Source organism: Mesorhizobium sp. B2-8-3 (assembly GCF_006440815.1).
In the GTDB taxonomy this organism is placed as follows: Bacteria; Pseudomonadota; Alphaproteobacteria; order Rhizobiales; family Rhizobiaceae; genus Mesorhizobium.
Genome location: NZ_VFTW01000003.1, coordinates 287,928 through 310,185 on the forward strand (window position 1 = coordinate 287,928; position 22,258 = coordinate 310,185).

Here is a 22,258-nt window from a genome sequence, read left to right on the forward strand (position 1 = left end):
GGTCACCCAATCTCGCCGGCAATGCCGGCAACTCGGCCCTTGGATAACCAGGCAAGTTGCTGGCAATCGGCGACGAAACATGCTCGATCTTGTCAGTCGGCCGATCTTATTAGTCGGCAAGACGCTGATTTGAGCCAGCCGTCCCATTGCCGCATTTGTTGGCCACGTCTGGTCTGGTTTTGAGGGAAACCGCCATGTTTTTCAGTCTGATCGCCATTGCCGCCGTCATAGCTCTTTTCGTCATCGTTTCACGCCAGCAGAACCGCATCGCGCTGGTCGAGCGCGAGCTCGGCGTCCTGCGCGGCCTGGTGCAGTCGGGCGCTTCGCTGTCCGCGCCCAAGGCGGCGGACGCCACGCAGGAGTGTCTTCCCGAGGAGGCCAAGGCAGCCGGGCCGGCTGCCGCGCGGTCGGCGGACGGCGCGGCCGAAGAGATCGCCGCGAAGCCCGAGGCGGCCGAAGAGGCGGCAGCGGCAGGTCCTTGGACGAAGGCCCAGGCGGCCGCGGCGCAATCCGCCGGGCCGTCCGAACCGGCGCAACCTGTCTCCTCCACCGAGACGCCCGGAGCAGAACCGCCCGCGGCCGCGAAGGCGGCGCGCCAGAGCGATGTCCGCCAGAGCGATGTCGAGACGGCGCTGGGCACGCGCTGGGCGGTCTGGGTTGGCGGCATCGCACTGGCGCTTGGCGGCCTGTTCCTGATCCGCTACACCATCGAAGCCGGCATTTTCGGCCCCGGCGTGCGCCTGACGATGGCCGGCGTCCTGGGCCTGGTGCTGATTGGCGGCGCCGAATTCATCCGTCGCACCGGCTTCAAGGTGCCGGTGCAAGGCGCCGCCGGCGCCTACATCCCCGCGATCCTGACCGGGGCGGGCGCCTTCATCCTGTTCGGCACGGTCTACGCCGCGCACGGCATCTACGGCTTCATCGGCCCGGCGACGGCCTTCGTGCTGCTTGGCGCCATCGGCGTCGCGACCATTGGCGCATCGCTCCTGCATGGCATGGCGCTGGCCGGCATCGGCCTCGTCGGCGCCATGGTCACGCCGGCGCTGGTCGCCTCGCAGGCGCCCAATCCCTGGGCGCTGTTCGTCTATCTGGCGATCGTGCTCGCCGCCACGGCGGCAATCGCCCGCATCCGCGACTGGAGGGCATTGGTTGCCGCCGCTTTCGCCGGCACCGGCATCTGGACCATTCTTTACATGGTCGACGCGCCAGACGTGAATCTTGCCGCCGTCCTGTTCATCAGCCTGGCGACGCTCGCCGTGCTGGCTTTCGTCTGGCTCGGCCTTTTCTTGGTTACTGGCCGCGACCATGCGGCGCGCGGCTTCGACTGGCCGTCGATCGCGCCCGGCTTCTTCATCGCCTTGAGCGCGCTTGGGCTGTCCGTCGATCCGGCCTTTGCCAGCGCCGGCGATGCCTTGCACGGCGCGGTCCTTTTGGCCGCGCTGGTCGCGGTGGCGCTCTACCGGCCGCGCGCGCTGCCGCTGGTCTTCGCCGCCGGCATCGCGACAGTGCTGATCTATCTCGGCATCATCCCGCCCGCCACGATCGGCGCCAATGCGCTCGATGTCGGGCTGGACGCTCAGCCCCTGGCGTCGTCCGACACGCTTACTTTCCGCATCGGCATCGCGCTTGGCCTGATCTTCCTCGCGGCCGGTTTCTGGGCGGCGCGCCGCTTTGCCGCCACCGCTTCGCTGCGCGCGGCCTGCTGGGCCGCCTGGGGCGTCATTGCTCCGCTGACGGTGCTCACCGCGCTGTGGCTTACCTTCGGCGATATCGACCGCGACCTCGGCTACGCGTTGCCGGCGTTGTTGCTGGTGCTCGCATTTGCCACCGGCGGTGAATGGATCGCGCGCGCCGAGGAGCCGCCGTTGACCGGCGGCCCGGCTGTGTCCTTCGCGCTTGGCGGCGCCGGCTTCGCCGGCCTGTTGATGCTGCACATGGCCTTCGGCTCGGGCTGGACGACCGTGCTTCTTGGAGCCGCCGCGATCGTCCCGGCGCTGGCGACGCGCTGGCGGTCCTACCCCGTGCTGGGCTGGGTCGCGGTGGGCGCGGCGGTCGCCGTGCTCGCCCGTATCGCCTTCGATCCGACCATCGTCGGCGCGGCGTTTCTGTCCAGGACGCCGGTCTTCAACTGGCTGCTGCCTGGCTACGGCGTGCCGGCGCTCGCCTTCGGCTTCGCCGCCTGGCAACTCGCCCGCACCACCAATGGCCGGCCGCGCCTTGCGATGGAGGCAGCCTCGGCGCTGTTCGCGCTGCTCACCATCGCCATGCTGGTGCGCCACGCCATGCATGGTGGCGTCATCGACACCGGCACCGTGACTCTTGCCGAACAGGCGATCTACACGCTGATCGCGCTCGGCGCCGGCGCCATGCTGGTCGCCATCGACATGCGCTCGCCAAGCTCGGTGCTGCGCTATGGCTCGATGGCCGCCGGCGTGATCTCGGCGGGCCTGATCGCCGTGCAGCATTTCGTGGTGCTGAACCCGCTGCTGACGGACGAGTCGACCGGCACGGTTCCTGTCTTCAACCTTTTGTTCCTCGCCTATCTGCTGCCGGCGATCGCGGCGGGCGCGCTGGCGCTCTACGTCCGCGACAAGCGTCCGAGATGGTATGCGGCGATGCTGGCGCTGATCGCCTCGCTGCTTGCCTTCGCCTATGCCACGCTTTCGGTGCGCCGCCTGTTCAAAGGCGAGTTCATCGCCTTGTGGAGCGGGCTTGGCCAGCTCGAGACCTACACCTACTCGGCGCTCTGGCTGGTCATAGGCGTTGCGTTGCTCACCGCCGGCGTCTGGCTGAAGTCGCAAGTGCTGCGCATCGCTTCCGCGGTGCTGATCGCGGTCGCGGTGCTGAAAGTCTTCCTGTTCGATATGTCGGAGCTGGAAGGCGTGCTGCGCGCGCTCTCCTTCATCGGCCTCGGCGCGGTGCTGATCGGCATCGGCCTGTTCTACCAGCGGCTGCTGACGCGGGCGGCGAGGGAGAGCAGGGAGGTTTCTTGAATGGATATTCGATACCGTATATATAGAATATCCATAAGAGGATATTCAAATGCCGCTCTACATACGTGACGATAAAGTTGATGCGCTGGCCGCAAAATTGCAGCGCGAGACGAATGCGCAGAGCAAGACGGAAGCGGTGCGGACAGCCCTTCTGCACGAGCTGGAACGCCATCGCGCCAAGGTGCCGCTGCGCGACCGGATCGTCAGGCTGCAAGAGGAGGCGAAGAAGATCGGTCTGCCCAATCCCGATTTCGACATGAAGAAGTTCACCGATGAGATGTGGGAAGATTGATGTTTGTCGACGCTTCGGCGATCGTCGCCATCCTCAACCAGGAACCCGGCTGGGAGGAATTGTCCAAACAGCTCTCCGGACCTGTCGAGTTCTACGTCTCCGCGATGGTTCGTTTTGAAGCGACCCAGGCTCTGGCACGAGCCGGCGCGGGTTCCCGCAAACCGACGGCCGAAGCTCTCCTCAAGGCTCGCGATCTGGTGGATCAGCTGATCGCGGAAATCGGCGCAGAAAGTCTGCCGATCGGCGACGAGATCGGTTCGCGTGCCATCGACGCCAGCGCTCGTTACGGCAAGGCCGTCGGTCACCAGGCTGATCTGAACCTCGGCGACTGCTTTGCCTATGCTTGCGCCAAGGCGCTCGGTGTTCCCCTGCTCTATAAGGGTAACGATTTCCTGCTGACTGATTTGAAATAATTGGCTTTCTCGTTGATTGGCGGGAATAAATCCCCGGCCCCGGCGTTATTCTCTTGCTTGGGTAATCGCAGCGGTTCGGCCGCTTCGCGCTGACTGCTTGCACCGCGCCTGGAAGGCGCGTTCTATCGGGATGGAAAGCGACCTCGAAACAGCGGTCATGGACGACAAGAAGGCAGCGATCCTGAGCGAAATACCGCGGTTGCGGCGCTATGCGCGCTCGCTGCTGCGCGACCGCGATTCCGCCGACGATCTCGTCCAGGATTGCCTGGAGCGGGCGCTTGTGCGGCTCGACAACTGGCAGACTGGAGAGAGCCCCCGGAGGTGGCTGTTTACGATCATGCATCACTTGTTCATCGACCAGATGCGCAAGGTCAACCGGCGCGGCGAGGCGGCGATATTGCCTCTCGAAGCCGGTGAGGCCCAGTCCGCGCCCGCCGATCAGGTCGAGACCATCGCTTCGCGCGAGATCATGGATGCCTTGCAGGCGATCAGCCCCGATCGCCGCGCGGCCTTGGTGATGGTAGCCATCGAGGGCTTTTCCTATGCCGAGGCAGCCAACATCCTTGGCGTGCCGGCCGGCACGCTGATGTCGCGCATCGCGCGCGGCCGCGAGGAATTGCGAGGCCTGCTCGAGGACTCATCGCGCCGCCGCTCGCTGAGGATCGTCGAGAAATGACCCGCCGCGATTTTTCCGAACGCGATATCCACATGGCCCTCGACGGCGAGCTGCCGGGCGACGAACGCATGGCCTATGACGCCTGGCTCGAGGCCAATCCCGAGATGAAGGCGAAGTCCGCGCGCTACATCGCCGATCGCGCCGCCATGCGCGCTGCTTTCGCTGGCGTGATGGACGAGCCGGTGCCGGCGAGGCTGCGGCAGGCATTGCTCGGCCAGGTCCCTGCAAAGGCATCGGCCTGGCGCTCGCGCTGGTGGCTCTCGGCCGCGGCTGCCGTGGTGCTCGCCGTCGGCGGCTTTGGCGGCTATATCGCCGGCATCGACGGCATCGCCCGTGGCGGCGACGGCGACGACCAGCTCGCCGAGCAGGCGATCGCGGCCCATGTCGTCTACGCGGCCGAGAAGCGTCATGCCGTCGAGGTTCCGGCGAGCGACAAGGATCATCTCCAGACCTGGCTGTCGAACCGCGTCGGGCTGAAGCTGGTTGCGCCCGACCTGACGGCCGAGGGCTTCGAATTGATCGGCGGCCGGCTGCTGCCGGCCGGTGAGCAAGGCAAGGCGGCAATGCTGCTCTACGAGGACGCCAAGGGCGAGCGCATCTCGCTCTTCGTCACCGCCGAATCGGCTCAAACATCGAAGGGCACCTATACGGCCGAGGCAGGCGGTCCGGAGGCGGTCTACTGGCTGGACAAGGGCTATGCCTGCGCCGTCGTCGGCTCGTTGCCGCCGGAGCGATTGTCGGATGTCGCAAAGAGCGCCTATGGCCAGCTCCTGGCCGGCATATCGAGCTGAACCGGCTGCGTTTTTCGGCGGCCGGCAGCCCATCGAACGGCAATTCCGTTCAAGCGCCTGGCCCTTTCCTGCCGTGGCGGAAACTGTCACAATTCGGCCCTAATCAAGGAGCGATAGCGCTTGATGAATGCGGGCGCTTCGGCCAGTGTTCGCGACGCATCCACCGGGGCCGTTTTCTTAAACCCAATCGAGGTTCTCCCAAGCCCGCATGCCTGCCGAGATCCGCAAGGCCCGCGCGTCAGACGTCGATGACCTCGCCGCCATCGAGAAGGCCGTTTTTCCGGGCGACAGGCTCTCGCGCCGCTCTTTCCGCCAGTTCATCGAACGTGAAACCGCCGAGATGCTGGTGGCCGAGAACGAGGGCCGAGTCGCCGGCTATGCCGTGGTGCTGTTTCGCAAGGGCAGCGGAGTCGCGCGGCTCTATTCCATCGCCGTCGGCCCCTTCTTCGGCCGGCTCGGCATCGGTCGCCTTCTGTTGGCGGCCGCCGAGGAAGCGGCCTTCGAGCACGATCGGCTGCTGCTTCGTCTCGAAGTGCGCGAGGACAACGACCGCGCCATCCGTATCTACGAGCAGGCCGGCTATCGAAGACTGGGCCGCGAGCCCGACTATTACGAGGATGGCGCGACGGCGCTGCGCTATGAAAAGGCGCTGCGCGGCGACACCCCGACCGCGACCAGGGTGCCGTTCTACCAACAGACCTGCGAGTTCAGCTGCGGCCCGTGCTGCCTGATGATGGCGATGGCCAATTTCGACCGTGGCTTCGTGCCCGACCCGGTCATGGAAATCCGCCTGTGGCGCGAGGCGACCACGGTCTTCATGATGTCCGGCCCTGGCGGCTGCGAGCCTTTCGGCCTGGCGGTCGCCGGCTACGAGAGTGGGCTCGCGGCCGAGATATTCGTCTCCTTCTACGGCGCGTTGTTCCTGCAGTCGGTGAGGAGCGAGGACAAGCGCCGGGTGATGGAGCTCGCCCAGGTCGATTTCCGCCGGCGCGCCGAACTCTACGGCATTCCCGTCAATTACCGTCCGTTCGGCATCGGCGACATCCGCGACGCCCTGGCCGATGGCAAGCTGGTGGTCGTGCTGGTCAGCGGCTTCCTGATGTTCGGCAAGAAGGTGCCGCATTGGGTGCTGGCCATCGGCGACGACGGCGATCATATCTTGATCCACGACCCATGGGTGGAGGATGAAAGGCAGGAAACGATCCTCGACGCCGCGAACATTCCGGTGCCCTACGACATTTTCATGAACATGGCGCAGTTCGGCCGCGACGGTTTGCGGGCCGCCATCACTCTGGGAAAACGCTGAGACAATGACCTGGGTTATCCTCACAGGCAGGCAGAACGACATCGATCAGGTGGCCACACCCCACAAGATCATCACCAACCGCGACTATCTCGCGCATCCGGCGCTGTTCCGCGGCCAACGGCCGAAGGTGATCAACCTGTCGAACAACTACGGCTACCAGAGCCGCGGCTACTACGCCTCGCTGCTGGCCGGCTCGCGCGGCCACCGGGTGATCCCGACCGTCGAGACCATGATCGACCTGTCGGAGCGCAAGCTTTACGAGCACGCGTTGCCGGAACTAGAGCTTGCCTTGAACAAATGCAGGAAGGATCTCGGCGGGAGTTTCCCGGCCAAGGTCGCGATCTTCTTCGGCATCGGTCCGTCGAAAGTGTGGGACCGTTTCGCCAAGCTTTTGTTCGACTGGTTCCGCGCGCCGGCGCTCGAGGTCCACATCAAGGACAGCGCCGAATGGGCCTCGATCCGCAAGATAGGCTTCCTGCCGCTCGCCCGCATGACCGAGGATGAGGAAGAATTCTTCCTGCAATGCCTGGACACCTACACCAACCGCGAGTGGCGCGACACCAAGGGCCGCACGCCGGCGCGCTATACTTTCGCCACGCTGGTCGATCCGCATGAGGAACTGCCGCCGTCGGAAATCTCCTCGCTGCGCTATTGGGCGAGGATTGCCGAGAAGATGGGCGTCGAAGTCGAGCCGATCACCAGGAAGGACTTGGCCAAGCTCGCCAACTACGACGCGCTGTTCATCCGCGAGACCACCTCGATCTCCAACCACACCTACCGCTTCGCGCGCCGCGCCCAGCAGGAAGGCATGCCGGTGATCGACGATCCGCTGTCGATGATCCGCTGCACCAACAAGGTCTATCTCAACGAACTGATGACCTACAACAAGGTGCCGGTGCCGCCGACGGTGATGATCGCCGGCACGTCCGACTTCGACGTGGCGGCGCAGACGCTCGGCTTCCCTCTGGTGCTGAAGATCCCGGATTCGTCTTTCTCGCGCGGCGTCAAGAAATGCGAGAACATGGCCGAGTTGACCAAGCTCGCGACCGAATGGCTGGACGATTCCGATCTCTTGATCGCGCAGAAATTCATTCCGACCGAATATGACTGGCGCGTCGGCGTGCTCGGCGGCCAGCCGCTCTTTGCCGTGCACTATCTGATGGCAAAGAAGCACTGGCAGATCGTGAACCACAAGGCCAGCGGCAAGCCCGACCAGGGCGGGATCAAGACGTTCACGCTGAAGCAGACGCCGCCTCATGTCGTCGAGACGGCGGTCAAGGCCGCAAAATGCATCGGCGACGGGCTCTACGGCGTCGACCTCAAGGAGACCAAGGACGGCGTCTTCGTCATAGAGGTCAACGACAATCCCAATCTCGACCATGGCTGGGAGGATTCGGGCGAGAAGGACGAGCTGTGGGTGCGGCTGACGCAATGGTTCCTGGAGCGCCTGGAGAGGCCGGATAAGTAGCGGCCGGACAAATAGCGGCCGGAGAACCAACCGCCTGATTTGAGGGAACAAAATGCTGTTTTTCGTGATCGAGGATTTCCACGGCTCGGACCGCAAGGGGATCTACCGCCGCTTCCGCGACAAAGGCCGGCTGAAGCCCGACGAGCTCGTCGTGCATCACAGCTGGATCGCGGGCGACATGAGCCGCTGCTTCATGCTGGTGGAAGCCGACGATGCGACGGTGCTGCAGCGCTGGGTCATCGAATGGGCGGATTTGGTCGAATTCGAGATCGTTCCGGTGGCCAACAGCAAGGACATGGTAGCGGCATTGGCCGGGCATCTGTGAACGCATGTTCGCGGGCCGTCAGATTGACGGCGTGACCAGCGCCGGGGAGCCGACCGCGCGCACGCATTCCCCGACCAGCCATTCCCGGAACGCCGCCACGGCATCGCGCCTCGCGCTGCGTTCGGGGATCGTCAGGCAATAGGGCTGGCGCAGTTCCAGGGATTGTGCGGCGGCCCGCACCAGCTTGCCATCCTCCAGCGCCTGGGCGCAATAGACGCCTTGCGCCAGCGCCACGCCCAGTCCTGAAATGGCGAGATCGAGCGCTGCCCGCGACGAGTTCGCGGAGAGACCGCGCTGTGCCGCGCCGCCGGGCTCGCTTCCCGCCGCGTCGAACCAGTTGCGCCAGGATGGAAAGGATGCCCCCGTCGGTCCCCAGTCGGTGTGAATGAGCGGCAGGCCGGCAAGGCCGTCGGATCCGGTCGCGCCGGCCAGCGTCGGCGCGCAGACAGGATAGACGGCATCCCTGACGATCTCCTCGGTCGGATGCTCGCGATAGTGCGGACCGTAGGAGAGACGGATGTCGATCAGTTCATGATCGAACGGCACCGGATCGTCGTCGCCTCTCAGCGATATGTCGGCGGCGCCATGCGATGCGACAAAGCCGGCGATGCGCTCGGAAAGCCAGCCCATCGCCATGGAGGGCGGCACCGAAACGACGAGCCTCGGCCGGAACGCATCGCCGCCGACGTCGCGTGCGACGCTGCCGATTTCGCGGAAAGCCATGCTGAGCCGCGGCAGCATCTCCACCCCGGCCTCGGTCAGCACCGCCCGCCGGTTGACCCGATGGAACAGCTTTCGTCCCATCTGCTCCTCGACGGTGCGGATAAGCTGGCTGACGGCCGCCGCCGAAATCGACAGTTCCTCCGCCGCGGCCGCGAAGCTGCCCGTGCGCGCCGCCGCTTCGAAGGCCTGAAGTCCGCGCAAGGAGGGAAGAGCGACCATGGGCAATCCGAAAGATAAGTCTACCTTATCTATTTCGCAGAAATCCTCGTTTTTCGAAAGGTTTATTTCTGGGTATCGTGGCCTCATGAACGCAATCGACCACGACGCAGCCATCGACCACCGCTCCGTGATAGCCTCGCTGACGAATGAGGAGCGCAGCCGGCTGACCGGAAAATCGGATGGGCCGGGTCTTGTCCAGTTCGCGCTCCATCTCGGCGCGATCATCCTCCTCGGCGCGCTGATCGCGGCCAAGGTGCCGTTCTGGCCGGTCCTGATGCTGCCGCAGGGCGCCCTGATCGTGTTCCTGTTCACGCTGCTGCATGAAACGGTCCACAGGACGGCGTTCGAAACACAGTGGCTGAACGATATGGTCGCGCGCTTCTGCAGCCTGGCGATCGCGCTGCCGGCCGACTGGTTCCGCTATTTCCACTTCGCCCATCACCGCTTCACCCAGGACCCCGAGAACGATCCGGAACTGGCCTTTCCGAAGCCCGAGACGATGCGGCAATACATCGTTCACGTCTCCGGTCTTCCGGTATGGTGGGGCCATTTCAAGACGCTCTACACCAATGCAATGGGGCGCTGCCGCGACAGCTACGTGCCGCCAAAGGGCTTGCCGAAGGTGAAGGCCGAGGCGCGGGCGATGATCGCCTTCTATGTCGTCCTGCTGGCGCTTGCGGTCTGGTTCAAGGCATCGGTGCTGCTTTATGTCTGGATCGTGCCGGCGCTGCTCGGCCAGCCGTTCCTCAGGCTCTATCTGCTGGCCGAGCATGGCCGCTGTCCCTTCGTCGCCAACATGCTGGAAAACACCCGTACGACGCTGACCAACTGGTTCGTGCGCAAGCTCGCCTGGAACATGCCTTACCATGCCGAGCACCACGCCTATCCCGGCGTGCCGTTCCACCAGTTGCCGCAATTCCACCGGCTGATCGAGCGGCACCTCAAGGTGGTCGAGCCCGGCTATGTGAGCTTCCATGAGAAATATATCGAGACGCTGCGCTAGCGCGTATTGATATTCAGGTGATGCCGGCCTGCAAATGCCGGCTTCCTGCGCTTCCGGTGCTCACGTACTTCAAGTACGCTCCGCTCCGGTTCTCGGAATCCGCCATTTTCGGCGCGGCCTAACCCGAATCTCAACACGTGCTTGGGAAATCAGCCCGATTGGCGCAGCAGCGCCTGCGCACGCAGCAGCCGGCTCACCTCGGCGGCCTTCGCCGGCACGCCGATCAGATAGCCTTGCGCCTCGCCGCAGCCGGCCTTGCGAAGCATGTCCAGCTGCGCCTCGGTCTCCACACCTTCGGCGGTGACGGTGATGCCGAGCTCGGCGCCGAGCCCGATCACCGTGCGCACGATAGCCGCCGTGTCGCGCTTGTCGAGATCGCTGGTGAAGGAGCGGTCGATCTTGATCTTGTCGACGGGGAAACGCCGGAGGTAGCCGAGCGAGGAATAGCCGGTGCCGAAATCGTCGAGCGCGATGCGCACGCCGAGACCGCGCAACTGGCTTAGCGTCTTCAGCACGGCGTCGCTCTCGTCCATCATCACCGTTTCGGTGATTTCGAGCTCCAGTCGGTTGGCCGGCAGACCGGAGAAGGCAAGTGCCGCGATCACGCTGCGGGCGAAGCCGCCGCTCTTGATCTGCGCGGCCGAGACGTTGACGGCCATGCGCATGTCCGGCGGCCAGTTCGCCGCCACGTTGCACGCCTTGCGCAGCGCCCAGTCGCCGAGTTGCACGATCAATCCAGTTTCCTCGGCGACGGGGATGAAGTTCTCCGGCGACACCAGGCCGCGCGACGGCGAGCGCCAGCGCATCAGGGCTTCCGCGCCGACAATCCTGCCGGAGCCGATGTCGAGGATCGGCTGGAAATCGAGTTCGAATTCGCGCCTGGAGAGCGCCGCCTCGAGATCGGCCTCGAGCGCCCGGCGCTCGCGCATCAGCGCATCCATGCCCGGCTCGAAGAAGCGATAGACATTGCGTCCTTCGCTCTTGCCCCGGTAGAGCGCCATGTCGGCGTTGGTGAGCAGTGTGTCGGCGTCGTGCCCGTCGCCGGGATAGAGCGCGATGCCGAGGCTCACGCCCACATGCATTTCGCGCCCCTTGTCGCGATAAGGCTTGCCGACGATCTCGACGATGCGCTTGGCGAGCTTTTCGGCGTCGGCGACGCTCCTGATGCCGAACTGGATGATGGCGAACTCGTCGCCGCCGAAGCGCGCCACCACGTCCTTGCTGCTGCGCACCGAATGCTGCAGCCGCTTGGCGACGCATTGCAGCAGCCAGTCCCCGGCCGGGTGGCCGAACGTGTCGTTGACGGCCTTGAAGCGATCGAGGTCGAGCGAGAAGATCGCCAGCGGCTTGGCCTCGCCAAGCGCCTGGTCCAGCCGATCGCGAAACATCGAGCGGTTGGGCAGGTTGGTCAGCGTGTCGTGATGCGCAAGATGCGTCATGCGCTCTTCGGTGCGTCGGCGCTCGGTGACGTCCTCGAAAGTCGCCACCCAGCCGCCGCCGGCCAGCGGCCGCCGCAAGACGAAGAGCGTTCGGCCGTCGACCAGTTCGCGATAGCTGGAGCGCGACTGGCCGGCATCCAGGCTGGCCCTCGTCTTCCCGACCTCGACGTCGATTTCCAGCGGCGCGAAGATGCCGAGGCGAATGAGTTTGTCCAGCATCTGGCGATGCGTCATGCCCAGCGCGAAATCCGACGCCTTGGCGTTGCACAGGTCCAGAAAGCGCTGGTTGCGCACGATGAGCCGGCCCTTGGCGCTGTACATCAGCAGGCCTTGCGACATGTTGGCCAACGCGGCGTCGAAGCGGCGGTGCTGCTCCTTCAACTCCGCCTCGGCGCGCCGTTCCTCGGTCACATCCTCGTAGATCGACACCCAGCCGCCGACGGCGATCGGCCGGTGCGAAATGACGACGATGCGCCCGTCCGACAGGACTTCCTCATAGGTCGAGGCCTTGGCGCCGTCGATGTAAGGCTTGCGGATGGCATAAAGCTCGCTCGCGCTCTGCGAGGCGATGCCGATGTCGACGCTGTGCTGCAGGATGTCGAAGAAAGGAATGCCGGGCTTCACCACCTTGGCGTCCAGGCTGAAGATCTCGAGGTAGTTGTGGTTGCAGATGATCATCCGCTCATCGGCATCGAACATGCACAGGCCATGCGACATGTTCTCGACAGCCGCCGCGAAGCGCTCGTTCTGGGCCCGCAATTCTTCCGCGATCCGCCGTGCCGGACCAATGGCGGCCGTTCTTCGCTTGCCGGCGGTGGAAGCAGTCTTGACATGTGCGCCGGGCATGAGCACGCCTTCGGACCGTGACCGAACGCAATACTTTCGCGGTCGCGGGTTAATTTAGCGTTCTTTTATGGGGTTGTATTCACGGCAAGCGAAGACTGGCGCTTGGCTTCCAGCGTCTTGAAACGCTTGAGAAAAGCCGTTTGCGCCCAGGTCACGGATTTTGGCGTGAAGTCGAAGCGGTCGGCGGAGAAGCCGCGCGGCCGCCCGAAATACTCGGTCGCCTCAGCGGTCGAAAAACCGGCCAGCAGCGTCGCTTCGTAATAGGCGGCGATCTGGTCGGCGCGTTTGATGTCGTTGCGCAAGGAGGCGGCGAGCTCCGCCGGCAGCGAGAAACGCAGATGGATGGCGCGCTGCAGGCGCAGCTCGCAATCCTTGTAGGAACCGCCCATCACCGATTTGAACGGTGAGATCATGTCGCCGATGACGTATTCGGGCGCGTCATGAAGCAGCGCCGCAAGCCGTGCTTCGGCCGTCGCCTCCGGCGCCAACTCGCCATACAGCGCCTCGACCAGCAGCGAATGCTGCGCCACCGAGAAGGCATGGTCGCCGCTGGTCTGCCCGTTCCAGCGGGCGACCCGGGCAAGGCCGTGCGCGATGTCGGCGATCTCGATGTCGAGCGGCGAGGGATCGAGCAGGTCGAGCCGCCGGCCGGACAGCATGCGTTGCCAGGCGCGCGGCGGCGCGCCGGCCCGGTCGGCCGCCATCAGGCCTCCTCCGCGCTGACCGCACCTTCAGGGAAGGTGAACTTCGCCCAGGCGGGAATGGCGAGCGCTACCGGAACCTCATCCGCCATGATCGCCTCGCCGGCGTCGACCGCCGCCTTGACACGGTCGATGCGGGCAACGGCAACACCGGTCCGGCCGTCGACAGACCCGAGCGTGCCCACCGGCCGCCCGGCGACCGTGAGTTCGGTCCCGGCAGCGGGCAGGGGACCATCGGCCGACGCGATCAGCACACGGCGCCGCGCGGTGCCGCGATGCTGCATGCGCGAGACCACTTCCTGGCCGATATAGCAGCCCTTCTTGAAGCCCACGCCTCCAGTTTCGTCGAGCAGCACGTCATGCGGAAAGGCATCGCCGAGCTGGTAGTCGGAACCGCTCTCCGCGATGCCGTTGCCGATGCGCAGCACCAGCCAGGCATTTGAGTCGCCGCCGTCCTTTGCCTCGCCTCCGTAAGCGCGCCTCACCGACACATCGCGGAAGCGCGTGTCGGCAAGCGCCATTGAATCGGAAGGTGAGGCGGTTGAATCATCGCCCCATTCGACCGTGACAAGCGCCTGATCCTGTTTGGCAATATCGGCCTTCGCCCTTAGCCGGTAAAGCATCAGCCGGCGCACGAAATCGTCCGCGATATCGGTGCGGCATTCGAGGCGAAAACCATTCTCGCCGGCGCGCGAGATCAGAAAATCGAACAGGATCTTGCCCTGCGGCGAAAGCAACGCGCCGGGCTTGGCTTCCCCGGGCCGAAGCGCGTCGAGGTCGGTGGTGAGGATGTTCTGCAGGAAATGCTCGGCATCGGGGCCTGACACGGAAATGAGCGCGCGGTCTTTGAGTTGGGCAAAGGGCATGGGCGTAAAATCGGCCTAATCTTGCAAAACGTTCGGCCATTACGTAAGCCGGCCACACTCCCCCCGCAAGAGATTGGACCTGCCATGGCAACCACCTTCGACCTCATCCTGTCAGGCGGCACGGTGGTCAATCATGACGGCGAGGGCCGGCGCGACATCGGCGTGAAGGCCGGACGCATCGCGCGGATCGGCGATCTCGGCCAGGCTTCGGCCGGCGAAACCATCGACTGCACGGGCCTGCACATCCTGCCGGGCGTCGTCGACAGCCAGGTGCATTTCCGCGAACCGGGGCTGGAGCACAAGGAGGATCTGGAGACCGGCTCCCGCGCCGCGGTGCTGGGCGGCGTCACCGCCGTCTTCGAAATGCCCAACACCAATCCGCTGACCACCAGCGAGGCCGCACTTGCCGACAAGGTGCGCCGCGCCACCGGGCGCATGCATTGCGACTTCGCCTTCTGGGTCGGCGGCACGCGCGACAATGCCGGTGATGTCGGCGAACTGGAACGGCTGCCGGGAGCGGCCGGCATAAAAGTGTTCATGGGTTCGTCCACCGGCGACCTGCTGGTCGAGGACGATGAAGGCGTCGCCTCGATCCTGCGCAACACTCGCCGCCGCTCCGCCTTCCATTCCGAGGACGAATTCCGCCTGCGCGAGCGGCTCGGCGAACGCATCGAGGGCGATCCGTCGTCGCATCCGGTCTGGCGCGACGAGATCGCGGCGCTGCGCTGCACCGAGCGGCTGGTGCGCATCGCCAGGCAGACGCGCGCGCGCATCCATGTGCTGCACATCTCGACAGCCGAGGAGATCGTCTTCCTCGAACAGCACAAGGATGTCGCGACCTGCGAGGCGACGCCCCACCATCTGACGCTGAGCGCCGATGACTATGCGCGGCTGGGTACGCTGATCCAGATGAACCCGCCGGTGCGCGCCGCTCGCCACCGCGACGGCGTCTGGCATGGCATTTCGCAAGGCATCGTCGATGTGCTGGGCTCCGACCACGCGCCGCACACGCTAGCAGAAAAGGCAAAGCCCTATCCGGCCTCGCCGTCGGGCATGACCGGCGTGCAGACCCTGGTGCCGATCATGCTCGATCATGTGAACGCAGGCCGGCTCACTTTGCAGCGCTTCGTCGACCTTTCCAGCCATGGTCCGCAGCGCATATTCGGCATGGCCAGGAAAGGCCGCATCGCCGCCGGCTACGATGCCGATTTTACGGTCGTCGACCTGAAGCGCAGCGAGACCATCACCAACGCCCAGGCCGGCTCCAAGGCCGGCTGGACGCCCTATGACGGCAGGGAGGTCACCGGCTGGCCGGTCGGCACGGTCGTGCGCGGCAGGCGCGTCATGTGGGAAGGCGAGATCGTCACGCCCGGCCAGGGCAGGGCGGTGGAGTTTTCCGAGGCGCTGCCGGCCTAGGCCCTTGCCAAGAATTGGATTTATTAAGCGCTCTGCATTATCTTGGATGCACCATGACCGCGAATATTGCGCCGATCATTCCTGCGGAGTTTTCTGAACTCCAGGCGCTCGCCTGGAACCGCGATGTCACGTGTCCTATCCCCGCTAAAGAGGCCTTTGCGCCTTACGAACGCAACTGGCGCTTTGTCGACCAAAAGCGCCTTACGGCGCGTGAGAAGCTGCTTATCATGAAATTGGCCGACGAATTTGGCCACGGTATCCTTCTGACCACGGCCTGAGCCGTAGCGACAATCCCAGCCGCTGTCGTTGCGCTGTCCCGCCAACATTGCCGTACCTGTTGCGTCTCAATCCCCGGCGACGAAGAACAGCCACTGTCCGGTCGGCGTGATGCCGACGCGGTAGAAGATGTAGGCGCCGAACTGCTTCATGTCGTCATAATCGCTGGCCGTGACCAGCTTGAACAACTCGACACGCTGCCTGGGATCGAGCTTGTCGAGCGGCAGCGCGAAGAAATACGGCCAGACATAGAGTTCCTGCGGCGTGCCGGTGTCGACATGGACATAGCCGGCCGAAAGCACCTCTTCCAGGATGGCGAGGATTTCCTGGCCGTCGCCGTCGCCCGAGAGGCTCTTCAGGAAGGTGATCGGGTCGCCGTCGATGTCGCCAAGCGACAATTGCGTCATGGAATCGCCCTTGCCGATCAGCGATCTCAGCTTCTCGATGTCACCGGTCCGGCAGGCTTCGATGATCAGCCCATGCATGCGCTTGACCGGTTCGGGAAGCGTGTTGAGGTCGTAGACGACCGCAGGCGGCGGAGCGTCCGGATCGGTGCGCGGGCTGGTGATGCCGCCATTGGCGGGCGGCGTCTCCGGCTCCGACTTGTCCGTATCGTCGGCAGGTTGGTCCGAGGGCTTGGTAGCGGGCGCCTCCGGCATCGGCACGGTGGCGCCGGGCGCGGCGCTGTCGCCAGTTGCGGGCGGGGTGCCCGGCGAAGGCAGGTCCTCGCGCTGGATTTCGCTCAGCGCGTAGGAAGGCGTGCTCGTGAGGCACAGGGGCAGCGTCAGGCAGGAAGCGGCGATCAGGATGCTGAGGGCCAGCCCGCGCGGCCGGCCAGACATCGAAAATCTCACCGCTTGCCTCTCCATGGTTCCCGGGTTCGGCCCCGGCCGGCGCTCCGAGCGTCCAGGCGCATGGCATGATGCCCAAATGGCGTGTCGCCGTCAAAAACTCGTGGTCAAAAAGTCGCTGTCAAAACAGGTGGCTAATGCTTCAGCCGTTCGGGCTCGAACGCGCCGGCGATCACCTTTTCCCGCATGCGGTCGAGGAGCGCGAGCGCAGAGGTCTCACCATTGGCGCGCAACATCTCGCCGAAAGCGGTCTCCAGCGCTGCCTCGGCGATGATTTCCGGCTCGATGCCGGCCGATAGGCCTTCGGCCCACGCTTCGCTGTGGCTCTCCACGGCGGTCAGCCGCTTTTCTTCCCTGACCAATGCGTCGATGTCGCTGACGCCATGTTCCATTGCGATGTCCACCTTCTGCAAGCATCGATCCGACGAGGGATCTGGCTTGGTCTGTCAGTTCGTCCGCAGCCTCATTTAAGTCTTTGTAAATACGACATTTTTACGGTCGAAATCTACATTGCGATCGGGACTGCGCTCAATCGATGCCGAGCTTAGCCGATTAGGCCGGCTTGGGGCATCAAAACCTTCAGTTTGAGTTAATTCCACAATCGCGCGCTAACGTTTCATTAACGCTGTTGCGCAAGTGCAACACATGATTGCACCAGAGCGGGACAGGACACAATAAGGCGCGTCACATTGGCGCCGATAGCCCGCAAAAAATCTGCGCAAAACGCGCAGCGGCCGAGCCGGCCTCAATTCCCGTAGCGGGAAGCGATGTCGCGCGACAACGTCTCGCCTTCCTTCATGTAGCGGGCGATGGCCTCGGTCGCCGACGGCGTGCATTGGGTGTAGGTGCCGCTGAAGGAGCGGTAGCCGCGGTTGAACGATGCGATGAAGCGGGCGCGCCGGTCGGGATCGGGATTTTCCGATTCGAGCAGCTTTTCCATCTCGGCCCGCCACTGGTCGCCCTTCTCGCCGCATAGGTTGCGCAGGAAATGCAGCGATCCGAGCACTTCCGCCAGCCGCATCAGGCCGGGCTCGAACGGCGCTTCGGCGGCGGGGGCCGGGGATGCCGCGACGGTCATGCTGACAGCGAGGCACGCGGCGAGAAGAGCAGAAGCGCGGGTCATCAAAGCCTTGGCGTGAGGGAGCTAGAGCTTTGTGGCGAAACATTTTGTCGCCCGCAAGGCGATTTTTATGGGTGTCTAATCGCCCGCAGCGGCCCCTAGCAATTCCTCGGCGACTGAGAACACGTCGCCCGCCAGCGGCATCGCGGCCATTTGCGCCAGCGTGTAGAACGCCGCCGTCTCGGCATCGTCGCCGGCCACGGGCTCGCCGCCGGCATAGGCCGCGCCGAACACCGTCAGCAGATAGTCGACCGCGTGGTTTTCACTGCTGCCGTCGATATGGATGTCGCGCAGCGGCCGGTAACCTGTCGCTTCGAGCGCGGTCTCTTCCTGCAACTCGCGCGCCGCGGCTTGGGCCAGCGTCTCGCCCGGCTCGACCTTGCCGCCGGGATAGGCGTAGAGCCCCTGCGATGGCGCCCGCGCGCGCTTGACCAGAAGCACCGTCTCGCCGCGCACGACGGCGACGGAAACGGCCGGTAAGAGCTTGCGCTGTTCCATGCGTGTCGATCTCTCCGCAGCCTTTTGTGGACCGATTGGGTGAAACAAGCTTTAGCCGTTGCGGCGTGGCGGTTCCATCGCCACTTTCATTGCACGTCAATCGAAGAGCCAGATCCATGTGCGGACGCTTTGCCCTGACCGCCACGCCGGACCAGACCGCCGCCTTCCTCGGCCTGGCCGAGCTGGAGGAATTTCCGGCGCGCTACAACATCGCGCCGACGCAGCCGGTGCTGATGGCGCTTGCCGGGCCGCAGCGGGAGCCGGGCTCGAATCTGCCGGACCGCCAGGCGATGCTGGTGCGGTGGGGCCTGATTCCGGCCTGGGTCGAGGACACCAAGGCGTTTCCGCTGCTCATCAACGCCCGCTCCGAGGGTGTGCTGCAAAAGGCTTCTTTCAAGACCGCGATGCGTCACCGCCGCGCTCTTGTGCCGGCATCGGGTTTCTACGAGTGGCAGCAGTCGGGCAGCGGCAAGGGCCAACCTTACTGGATCCGCCCGCGACGCGGCGGCATGGTCGCCTTCGCCGGCCTGATCGAAACTTTTTCCGAGCCCGGCGGCTCGGAGATGGATACCGGAGCGATCGTCACGATCGAGGCCAATGCCGGCATCGCCCATATCCACGACCGCATGCCGGTGGTGATCGAGGAACGCGACTTCGCCCGCTGGCTGGATTGCCGCACGCAGGAGCCGCGCGACGTGCTTGATCTGCTGAAGCCCGCCGAACCCGATTTCTTCGAGGCGATTCCGGTTTCCGGCCTGGTCAACAAGGTCGCCAACACCGGGCCGGAGATTCAGGAGCGCGGCATCGTTTCGCCGCAGGCCGAAAAACCCGGGCGCCAGAAGCCTGGCCCGGACGAAAACCAGATGAGCTTGTTCTAGCGAAGGTTATCAGCCTTGCGAGGCTGCTTCCGGAGGCCTTCATCTCCAGGGCGCTCTCTGGCGCCCTCATCGCCGGCGTCCCCATTGTCGGGGACCGTGCCGGTCGTGCCCTTTCAGGCAACGCGCGGCGAAACGATCTTCTGCGCGGGCTTCTTCTTCTTTGCGGTGTGGAGGAGGGCCGCGACGATTGCCGCCGGGCCGATCGCGCGGTAGTGGCTGGCCAGTGCGGGCTGCGTTTGTCGGTTCTGTTCCTGCTTGGTGCGAGCCATGATTCTCTTCCCTGGTAACGGTTTCGTGTCCAGCGTTTGGCGGCCGATTCCGACCAAATCGTGACATCTGACGGTCTAGCCGGCGAATGTTTCATCACTGTGCCGACATGTTTAATAAAATGTTTCGTCCTGTCTTTACCTGTGATTCAGCCACATCTTTCCTGAGCGGAGCGACTTGACGGCAACACCTGCCAGCGCGATAAAGCCGCCCATGAAAACGTCTTTCGCCATTTGTGGCATTTGCATTATTGGCTAGCCTCGCGCTGGTCCGGACGTTTTCGCCTCATCTTTCCCCAGATCGGAAAAACGCCCCGGCCAGCAGGCTGGAGCCTGATTTGTGCCTTCGGCGCGAAGTTGGTTCCGGCAAACACAAACTAAGGACCGGGACCGCATGTCTGACGCATCGAAGGGCCTCAACCTCTACAACACGCTAACGCGGACGAAGGAGCGATTCATCCCGATCGATCCGTTGAACGTGCGCATGTATGTCTGCGGCCCGACCGTCTACGACTTTGCCCATATCGGCAATGCGCGTCCGGCGATCGTCTTCGACGTGCTTTTCCGTCTGTTGCGCCAAGTCTATGGCGAAACGCATGTCACGTATGTGCGCAACATCACGGATGTCGATGACAAGATAAATGCCAGGGCGCTGCGCGACTTCGGCGAGGCGATCGCGGCCGGCAAGCTCTCGCTCAACGATGCGATCCGCAAGGTCACCGAAAAGACCGCCGATCAGTATCACAAGGATGTCGCCGCACTTGGCTGCCTGCAGCCGACCTACGAGCCGCGAGCGACCGAATTCGTCGCGCCCCGGGCCGACGGCAAGGCCGACATGCTGTCGCTGATCCGGCAGCTGATCGAGCGCGGCCACGCCTATGTCGCCGGCGGCGAGGTGCTGTTCGACACCGCTTCGATGCCCGACTATGGCGAATTGTCGAAGCGCAATCTCGACGAGCAGCAGGCCGGCGCGCGCATCGCCGTCGACGCGCACAAGAAGAACCCCGGCGATTTCGTGCTGTGGAAGCTGTCTTCGCCTGAGGAGCCCGGCTGGGAGAGCCCGTGGGGCAGGGGCCGGCCCGGCTGGCACATCGAATGCTCGGCGATGTCCGCCGCCTATCTCGGCGAGGTCTTCGACATTCATGGCGGCGGGCTGGACCTGATCTTCCCGCACCACGAGAACGAGATCGCCCAGTCGCGCTGCGCCCACGGAACCAAGGTCATGGCCAATGTCTGGATGCATAACGGCTTCCTGCAGGTCGAAGGCCAGAAGATGTCGAAGAGCCTCGGCAATTTTTTCTCCATCCACGAATTGCTGGAGACCAGCACCTTCGGCGGCCGCACCTGGCCGGGCGAGGTGCTCAGGCTGGCGATGCTGATGACGCATTATCGCGAGCCGATCGATTTCTCCGTGCGCAAGCTTGAGGAGGCGGAAAACACGCTGCGCAAGTGGAAGCGCGCCGCAGACCTTGCACCAGTGGCCGCGAAGGACCTGCCGGCCGAGGTGGTGGAAGCGCTGTGCGACGACCTCGCCACCTACACAGCCTTCCAGCGGCTCACGCAGCTTGCCGGCGAGGCGGGCGATACAGGCGGCGAGAAAGCCGCCGGGTCCTTGAAGGCGGCGCTGGCTTTCCTGGGCTTCGACGTCGGCGCGGCCAAAGTGGACGAGGAAGCGATCGCCAAGGCGATAGCCGATCGGCTCGCGCTGATCGCCGCCAAGAACTGGGCCGAGGCCGACCGCCTGCGTGATGAGTTGCTGGCGCAAGGCGTGCAGTTGAAGGACGGCAAGGACCCCGCCACCGGCGAGCGCGTGACGACGTGGGAGATCAAGCGGTGAGACAACTTCGGCGATTGGCGAAACCATCGGCGACGGCCAATCTCCCCCCTTGCGGGGGAGATGTCCGGCAGGACAGAGGGGGGTATGAAGGAACGCCAGCGTTCAAACTTCCCCATTCTCATGCCAGCCATTTCCTGAGAGTGCAGCGCTCCCTAGTTGCTACGCTGGCGGGACAGCACCCCCCTCTGTCCTGCCGGACATCTCCCCCGCAAGGGGGGAGATCAGATGTCGCGTGCGGTTTCGCTAATCTCCAGCGTAGGGCGGCCTGAGCATGGGTCACGACCGCGTTCCCTCTCATCAGCGCAAAAACGCCAAATCGATGCGGCGCGCGATGACCGATGCCGAGCTGAAGCTCTGGAACGAATTGCGTGCGCACAGGCTCATGGGCATGAGCTTTCGGCGGCAGGTGCCGATTGGACCTTACATTGTTGACTTCGCTTGTTCTGCGCATCGCCTCATAGTTGAGGTCGATGGCAGCCAGCATGGCGATGGGGAACACTCCCGCCGCGACGAGGAGAGAACTGCCTATCTAGCCGCCACTGGCTGGACCATCCTGCGCTTCTGGAACGACGACGTGATCCGCGATATCGACAATGTCTGCCAGCACATCGTCATCGTGGCCGGCCTGGCCGTCGCGCCCGCGCCACCAACGGAGGAGCTCGTCCCGTGATCGACCATCTTGGCATCAACGTATCCGATTTCGACGCATCCAAGACCTTCTACGACAAGGCGATGGCGCCGCTCGGCGCTTCGCTGCTCTACATGGTGCCTCAGGAATATACCGGCGGCGCCAAGGTTGGCGGCTATGGCCGCGACCGGCCGGTGTTCTGGTTGAGCGACAGCACGGACAAGCCGAGATCCACCCAGCATGTCGCCTTCACCGCGCGCAGCCGCGCCGAGGTCGACGCTTTCCACGCGGCAGCACTTGCCGCGGGCGGCAAGGACAATGGCGGGCCGGGTCTGCGCCCGCATTACCACCCCAACTATTACGGCGCCTTCGTCTTCGACCCCGACGGCAACAATGTCGAGGCGGTCTGCCATGATCCGGAGTGAGT

At 64.5% G+C, this 22,258-nt stretch carries 24 protein-coding genes; 15 read left to right on the forward strand and 9 right to left on the reverse strand.

The window, feature by feature from the left end; all coding sequences use genetic code 11:
* Nucleotides 1-194: 194 nt before the first annotated feature.
* The 8 genes from FJ418_RS06675 (at nt 195) to FJ418_RS06710 (ending at nt 8,264) form a co-directional block, all read left to right on the forward strand.
* Nucleotides 195-2,993: a DUF2339 domain-containing protein gene (locus FJ418_RS06675; protein WP_140864377.1), complete on the forward strand. Its 2,799-nt coding sequence runs from the start codon at nt 195-197 to the stop codon at nt 2,991-2,993.
* A 49-nt stretch (nt 2,994-3,042) separates the two neighbouring features.
* A complete protein-coding gene (locus tag FJ418_RS06680; protein ID WP_140854552.1) occupies nt 3,043-3,285 on the forward strand; it encodes a type II toxin-antitoxin system VapB family antitoxin in 243 nt (80 codons plus the stop codon).
* The gene (locus FJ418_RS06685) at nt 3,285-3,698 is read left to right on the forward strand and encodes a type II toxin-antitoxin system VapC family toxin (RefSeq protein ID WP_140854554.1); all 414 of its coding nucleotides are present in this window, start codon (nt 3,285-3,287) and stop codon (nt 3,696-3,698) included. Before FJ418_RS06680 ends, FJ418_RS06685 begins: the two co-directional genes overlap by 1 nt.
* Nucleotides 3,699-3,855: 157 nt before the next feature.
* The gene (locus FJ418_RS06690) at nt 3,856-4,374 is read left to right on the forward strand and encodes an RNA polymerase sigma factor (protein ID WP_140644396.1); all 519 of its coding nucleotides are present in this window, start codon (nt 3,856-3,858) and stop codon (nt 4,372-4,374) included.
* Nucleotides 4,371-5,165 (forward strand): anti-sigma factor, encoded by a 795-nt coding sequence (locus FJ418_RS06695; protein ID WP_140864379.1) that lies wholly within the window; start codon nt 4,371-4,373, stop codon nt 5,163-5,165. The genes FJ418_RS06690 and FJ418_RS06695 overlap by 4 nt, the downstream gene beginning before the upstream one ends.
* A gap of 208 nt (nt 5,166-5,373) precedes the next feature.
* Entirely contained in the window at nt 5,374-6,471 is a 1,098-nt protein-coding gene (locus FJ418_RS06700) for a peptidase C39 family protein (RefSeq protein WP_140864381.1), read from the forward strand.
* A 4-nt stretch (nt 6,472-6,475) separates the two neighbouring features.
* Nucleotides 6,476-7,939 carry a RimK family protein gene (locus tag FJ418_RS06705; protein ID WP_140864383.1) on the forward strand — a complete coding sequence of 488 codons (1,464 nt, stop codon included), beginning with the start codon at nt 6,476-6,478 and terminating at the stop codon, nt 7,937-7,939.
* A 52-nt stretch (nt 7,940-7,991) separates the two neighbouring features.
* Nucleotides 7,992-8,264 (forward strand): DUF3303 family protein, encoded by a 273-nt coding sequence (locus FJ418_RS06710; protein ID WP_140644404.1) that lies wholly within the window; start codon nt 7,992-7,994, stop codon nt 8,262-8,264.
* An 18-nt stretch (nt 8,265-8,282) separates the two neighbouring features.
* On the opposite strand, the gene FJ418_RS06715 is transcribed toward FJ418_RS06710, so the two are convergent.
* Nucleotides 8,283-9,206, reverse strand: a complete 924-nt coding sequence (locus FJ418_RS06715; RefSeq protein ID WP_140864385.1) for a LysR substrate-binding domain-containing protein — start codon at nt 9,204-9,206, stop codon at nt 8,283-8,285.
* A 112-nt stretch (nt 9,207-9,318) separates the two neighbouring features.
* On the opposite strand from FJ418_RS06715, the gene FJ418_RS06720 reads away from it, so the two are divergent.
* A complete protein-coding gene (locus tag FJ418_RS06720) occupies nt 9,319-10,209 on the forward strand; it encodes a fatty acid desaturase family protein (protein ID WP_140651938.1) in 891 nt (296 codons plus the stop codon).
* Between the two features lie 149 nt (nt 10,210-10,358).
* Here the strand turns inward: FJ418_RS06720 and FJ418_RS06725 are convergent, their stop codons facing one another.
* From FJ418_RS06725 to FJ418_RS06735, 3 genes are all read right to left on the reverse strand, one after another.
* On the reverse strand, nt 10,359-12,494 hold the full coding sequence (locus FJ418_RS06725; protein WP_140651670.1) for an EAL domain-containing protein: 2,136 nt from the start codon (nt 12,492-12,494) through the stop codon (nt 10,359-10,361).
* 65 nt (nt 12,495-12,559) lie between these two features.
* Complete coding sequence (locus tag FJ418_RS06730; protein WP_140651672.1) at nt 12,560-13,198, reverse strand: HD family hydrolase; 639 nt, start codon at nt 13,196-13,198, stop codon at nt 12,560-12,562.
* A complete protein-coding gene (locus FJ418_RS06735; RefSeq protein WP_140864387.1) occupies nt 13,198-14,061 on the reverse strand; it encodes a folate-binding protein YgfZ in 864 nt (287 codons plus the stop codon). Before FJ418_RS06735 ends, FJ418_RS06730 begins: the two co-directional genes overlap by 1 nt.
* 84 nt (nt 14,062-14,145) lie before the next feature.
* Between FJ418_RS06735 and FJ418_RS06740 the strand changes: the two genes are divergently transcribed.
* Nucleotides 14,146-15,477, forward strand: a complete 1,332-nt coding sequence (locus tag FJ418_RS06740; protein ID WP_140864389.1) for a dihydroorotase — start codon at nt 14,146-14,148, stop codon at nt 15,475-15,477.
* 53 nt (nt 15,478-15,530) lie between these two features.
* The gene (locus FJ418_RS06745) at nt 15,531-15,755 is read left to right on the forward strand and encodes a hypothetical protein (protein ID WP_140864391.1); all 225 of its coding nucleotides are present in this window, start codon (nt 15,531-15,533) and stop codon (nt 15,753-15,755) included.
* Between the two features lie 66 nt (nt 15,756-15,821).
* Here the strand turns inward: FJ418_RS06745 and FJ418_RS06750 are convergent, their stop codons facing one another.
* The 4 genes from FJ418_RS06750 to FJ418_RS06765 all read right to left on the reverse strand — a co-directional run bounded on the left by FJ418_RS06750 (nt 15,822) and on the right by FJ418_RS06765 (nt 18,222).
* Nucleotides 15,822-16,607 (reverse strand): hypothetical protein, encoded by a 786-nt coding sequence (locus tag FJ418_RS06750; protein ID WP_140854570.1) that lies wholly within the window; start codon nt 16,605-16,607, stop codon nt 15,822-15,824.
* Nucleotides 16,608-16,738: 131 nt separating this feature from the next.
* Nucleotides 16,739-16,996 carry a hypothetical protein gene (locus FJ418_RS06755; protein WP_040984202.1) on the reverse strand — a complete coding sequence of 86 codons (258 nt, stop codon included), beginning with the start codon at nt 16,994-16,996 and terminating at the stop codon, nt 16,739-16,741.
* Between the two features lie 353 nt (nt 16,997-17,349).
* Nucleotides 17,350-17,727, reverse strand: a complete 378-nt coding sequence (locus FJ418_RS06760) for a TIGR02301 family protein (protein ID WP_140864393.1) — start codon at nt 17,725-17,727, stop codon at nt 17,350-17,352.
* A 75-nt stretch (nt 17,728-17,802) separates the two neighbouring features.
* Nucleotides 17,803-18,222, reverse strand: a complete 420-nt coding sequence (locus tag FJ418_RS06765; RefSeq protein WP_140864395.1) for an NUDIX domain-containing protein — start codon at nt 18,220-18,222, stop codon at nt 17,803-17,805.
* Nucleotides 18,223-18,338: 116 nt separating this feature from the next.
* On the opposite strand from FJ418_RS06765, the gene FJ418_RS06770 reads away from it, so the two are divergent.
* Nucleotides 18,339-19,100: an SOS response-associated peptidase gene (locus FJ418_RS06770; protein ID WP_140864397.1), complete on the forward strand. Its 762-nt coding sequence runs from the start codon at nt 18,339-18,341 to the stop codon at nt 19,098-19,100.
* A 113-nt stretch (nt 19,101-19,213) separates the two neighbouring features.
* Here FJ418_RS06770 and FJ418_RS06775 read toward each other — a convergent pair whose 3' ends face one another.
* A complete protein-coding gene (locus FJ418_RS06775; protein ID WP_140644414.1) occupies nt 19,214-19,369 on the reverse strand; it encodes a hypothetical protein in 156 nt (51 codons plus the stop codon).
* Nucleotides 19,370-19,760: 391 nt separating this feature from the next.
* Here FJ418_RS06775 and cysS point away from each other — a divergent pair, with 391 nt between their 5' ends.
* The 3 genes from cysS (at nt 19,761) to FJ418_RS06795 (ending at nt 22,256) form a co-directional block, all read left to right on the forward strand.
* Nucleotides 19,761-21,203 carry a cysteine--tRNA ligase gene (cysS, locus tag FJ418_RS06780; protein WP_140864399.1) on the forward strand — a complete coding sequence of 481 codons (1,443 nt, stop codon included), beginning with the start codon at nt 19,761-19,763 and terminating at the stop codon, nt 21,201-21,203.
* Nucleotides 21,204-21,474: 271 nt separating this feature from the next.
* Nucleotides 21,475-21,873 carry an endonuclease domain-containing protein gene (locus FJ418_RS06790; RefSeq protein WP_140864402.1) on the forward strand — a complete coding sequence of 133 codons (399 nt, stop codon included), beginning with the start codon at nt 21,475-21,477 and terminating at the stop codon, nt 21,871-21,873.
* The gene (locus FJ418_RS06795; RefSeq protein WP_140864404.1) at nt 21,870-22,256 is read left to right on the forward strand and encodes a VOC family protein; all 387 of its coding nucleotides are present in this window, start codon (nt 21,870-21,872) and stop codon (nt 22,254-22,256) included. Before FJ418_RS06790 ends, FJ418_RS06795 begins: the two co-directional genes overlap by 4 nt.
* Nucleotides 22,257-22,258: the final 2 nt, after the last annotated feature.